The sequence below is a fragment of the Streptomyces sp. NPDC013317 genome (assembly GCF_055563155.1).
The window spans coordinates 1-4,060 of record NZ_JBVHDX010000036.1 but is presented as its reverse complement, the minus strand read 5'-3'; the positions used below and the strand labels follow the sequence as shown (position 1 = coordinate 4,060).

Here is a 4,060-nt window from a genome sequence, read left to right as displayed (position 1 = left end):
TCCAGGAGTGGTCCGCCGTTGCGGATGGTGTCGGCGATGGGGTGTTGCAGGTGGGGGTCGAGTGCGGCGCACACCTCGTCGAAGGCGGCGGCGAACGCGGGGAAGTGTTCGTACAGTTGTGTGCCCATGCCGAGTCGTTGTGAGCCCTGGCCGGTGAACAGGAACGCGGTCTTCCCGGGGGTGGGGGTGCCGGAGACGACACCCGGCGATGTGATCGGACCGTCGGCGAGCGACTCGGTGCCGCTGAGGAGTTCGGTGAGGTCGGCGCCTGTGATCACGGCACGGTGCGTGTGGGTGGTACGGGTGGTGGCGAGGGACCAGCCGATGTCGACGGGGGACAGCGTGGTGTTCCGGCGGACGAAATCGCCCAGTCGCCGGGCCTGTTCGCGCAGCGCCTGCTCGCTCTTGGCCGACAGCAGCCAGGGAACCACCGACGGCACGGTGGGGGTGACGGCGGGTGCGGCGACGGGACGTTCCTCGGCAGGGGCCTGCTCAAGAATCACGTGCGCGTTCGTCCCGCTCACGCCGAAGGCGGACACGGCGGCCCGTCGTGGGGCGTCCCGGTCCGGCCATTCCCGTGGGCGGGTCAGGAGTTCGACGGCTCCGGAGGACCAGTCGACCATCGGTGTGGGTTCGTCGACGTGGAGTGTCTGGGGCAGGATGCCGTGCCGCATGGCCTGCACCATCTTGATGACGCCACCGACCCCGGCCGCGGCGACCGTGTGTCCGATGTTGGATTTGAGTGAGCCGAGGTAGAGGGGGTGGGGGGTGGTGCGGTTGTGGCCGTAGGTGGCGAGGAGGGCTTGGGCTTCGATGGGGTCGCCGAGGCGGGTTCCGGTGCCGTGGGCTTCGACGGCGTCGATGTCGTCGGTGGTGAGTCCGGCGTCGGTGAGGGCTTGGCGGATGACGCGTTCTTGTGAGGGGCCGTTGGGGGCGGTGAGGCCGTTGCTGGCGCCGTCCTGGTTGACGGCGGATCCTCGGAGGACGGCGAGGATCTGGTGGCCGTTGCGGCGGGCGTCGGAGAGGCGTTCGACGAGGAGGAGGCCGACGCCTTCGGACCAGGCGGTGCCGTCCGCCGCCGCCGCGAACGACTTGATACGCCCGTCGGGCGCCAGGCCGCTCTGGCGCGAGAAGTCGACGAACCCGCTGGGGGTCGCCGTCACGGTGACGCCGCCCGCGAGGGCCAGGTCGCATTCGCCTCGGCGCAGTGCGCCGGCCGCGAGGTGGAGGGCGACCAGGGAGGACGAGCAGGCCGTGTCGACCGAGATCGCCGGCCCCTCGAAGCCGAACGTATAGGAGATACGCCCGGAGGCGACGCTGCTGAGCTTGCCGGTGAGCAGATAGCCCTCGTACTCCTCCGGCCCTTCGAGGCCCAGGTAGCTCTGTTCCACCACACCCGCGAACACACCCGTACGACTGCCCTTCAGGGCCTCGGGGTCGATGCCGGCCCGCTCGATCGTCTCCCACGCCGTTTCGAGCAGCAGCCGCTGCTGAGGGTCCATGGCCCGGGCCTCGCGCGGTGCGATGCCGAAGAACTCGGCGTCGAAGAGCGCGGCGTCGTGCAGGAAGCCGCCTTCACGGGTGTACGACGTACCCGGCGTCTCGGGGTCGGGGTCGTAGAGCCCATCCAGGTCCCAGCCGCGGTCCGTCGGGAAGGGGGTGATGGCGTCGACGCCCTCCGCCGCGAGCCGCCACAGCTCCTCGGGCGAGGTCGCCCCACCAGGGAAGCGGCAGGCCATCGACACGATCGCGATCGGCTCCCCGGTGCCGCCTTCCAGCTCGGCGAGCCGCTGCTGAGCCTTGTGGAGATCGGCGGTCACCCGCCGGAGGTATTCGACGAGCTTCTCTTCGTTGGTCATAGAGGATCGATTTCTCCTTGAGGCACAGGAACGGCGAGAGTCGTCGGAACGCGGGTCGGCCGGGCGGCGCTGTACGGATCAGCCGAGCTGGGAGTCGATGAAGCTGAAGAGCTCCTCCGCGGACGCCGATGCGAGCGGGTCGTCCCCCTCCCGCGCCGGAGACCCCGCATCGGGCCCCTTCACCCTCGCCATCAGAGCCTGGAGCCGTGCGGTGAGCTCGGCGCGCTCCTCCCCCTGGAGCGGCTCCGCGGCGATGAGGGCGTCCACCTTGTCGAGTTCGGCGAGCGCCGAGCGCGCCGTGCCGCCGGCGACCGGCCCGAGCCGCTCCAGCAGGTGGCCGGCGAGGGCGGCGGGACTCGGATGGTCGAAGACCGCCGTGGCGGGGAGACGGATGCCGGTGGCAGCGTTGACCCGGTTGCGCAGCTCGACGCCGGTCATCGAATCGAGCCCCAGGTCCTGGAACGAGCGCTCCGAGGTCACGGCTTCCGACGACGCGTGACCGAGGACCGACGCCGTTTCGGCGCGCACGAGAGCGAGCGCCCACCGCTCCCGCTCCAAGGGGGACAGCGTGGCCAACTCCGTGGCCACGTGCTCCGTAGGCGACTGCTCCGTCCGCGACGGCCCGGGCGCCGACCGCTCAGGAGCGTGCCGCTCGGGTCCGCTCGGCAGCACCGTACGCAGCAGGTGGGGGATCCGGCCTCCGGAACGTATCTCCGTCTCGTCCACCGGGGTGGCAACGACCGTCGGTGCGCCTGAGGCGAGGGACCGGTCGAGGAGCGCGAGCCCTTGTGTCCGGGTGGTCACGCGAAAACCGCTCCGCGTGAACCGCACCAGATCCCTGTCGCCCAACCGGCCGTTGATGCCACCTCCTTCCCACATTCCCCAGGCGATGGACGTCGCCGGCAGGCCGTGGCTCTGACGGTGGAGGGCGAGGGCGTCCAGAGCGGCGTTGGCAGCGGCGTAGTTCGACTGACCGGGACCGCCGAAGACCCCCACCGTCGAGGAGAACAGCACGAACGCGGTGAGTTCCCTGTCACGGGTCAGCTCATGGAGGTTCCATGCGCCGTCCACCTTCGGGCGGAGCACCGCGTGCAGCCGGTCCGGGGTCAGGGTCTCGAACAGACCGTTGTCGAGGACACCCGCGGCGTGGACGACACCCGTGAGAGGACGGTCCGCGGGGAGCCCCGACAGCAGGGCGGCGAGAGCGTCACGGTCGGCGACATCGCAGGCGGCGATGGTGACATCCGCGCCGAGCTCCTTCAGCTCGACCGCCAATTCCGCCGCCTCGCCGTCCTGTTCACCACCGCGGCCGACGAGCAGGAGACTCGTGACGCCGTGCTCCACGACCAGATGCCGGGAGACGGCCGCACCGAGGAGCCCCGTACCACCCGTGATCAGAACGGTGCCGGTGGTGGACCAGGCCGCCTGGTCCGGTGTGTCGGCAACGGCCCGGCGGCCCGGGGAGCGCAGGGAGCGCAGCCGCGGAGCCAGTACCTGGCCCTGCCGCAGGGCTGCTTCGGACATCCCGCCCGTCAGTACCGAGGACAGGAGCGAGGGCAGCTGCGGGGTGGAGGCGGCGCCGTCGGTGTCGACGAGCACGATCCTGCCGGGATGCTCCGCATGCACGGAACGCAGTAACCCCCACACCGCCGCTGCTGCCGGATCCGTCGCGTCCTCGGGTGCGGCGTTCACCGCGCCTCGCGTCAGTACGACGAGCGGACGACCCGGAAGCCGCTCGTCGGCCAGCACTCGCTGCAGCAGTTCGAGAGCGCGGGCCGTGGCATCGTGAACGGAGGCGACGGGTTCCGACAGGTCCCCCGGTACCCACGGCACGACGAGAGCGTCGATCTGCGCTGCGGCGGCTGTCGCAGCCTCGACACCGTCGAACTCTTCGGCGACGAGGCCGTGCTCGAAGCCATCCGCCTGCGAAGCCAGCACACCCCACCGGCGCGGACGGACGTCGTCGCGTCCGGGGACGGCCTCCCACTCGACGGTGAACAACGCATCGTCCGTCGGCGAGTCCCGCGGCGCGTCGGCCAAGGGCATCAGCCAGTACCGCTCGCGCTGGAAGGGGTAGGTGGGGAGGTCGAGTCGCTGGGGGTTGTGGCCTTGGAAGAGGGTGGGCCAGTCGATGGTGGTGCCGTGGGTGTGTGCGGTGGCGAGGGCGGTGAGGAGGGTGTGGGTTTCGTTGTGGCCGGGGC

At 70.9% G+C, this 4,060-nt stretch carries 2 protein-coding genes; both read right to left on the bottom strand.

Annotation, left to right across the window (positions count from 1 at the left end; genetic code table 11):
- Positions 1–1,859, bottom strand: a 1,859-nt coding sequence (locus ACZ3IJ_RS36180; protein WP_467475469.1) for a type I polyketide synthase, incomplete at its 3' end; no start/stop codon positions are given.
- 78 nt (positions 1,860–1,937) lie between these two features.
- Positions 1,938–4,060, bottom strand: a 2,123-nt coding sequence (locus ACZ3IJ_RS36175; RefSeq protein WP_467475467.1) for a type I polyketide synthase, incomplete at its 5' end; no start/stop codon positions are given.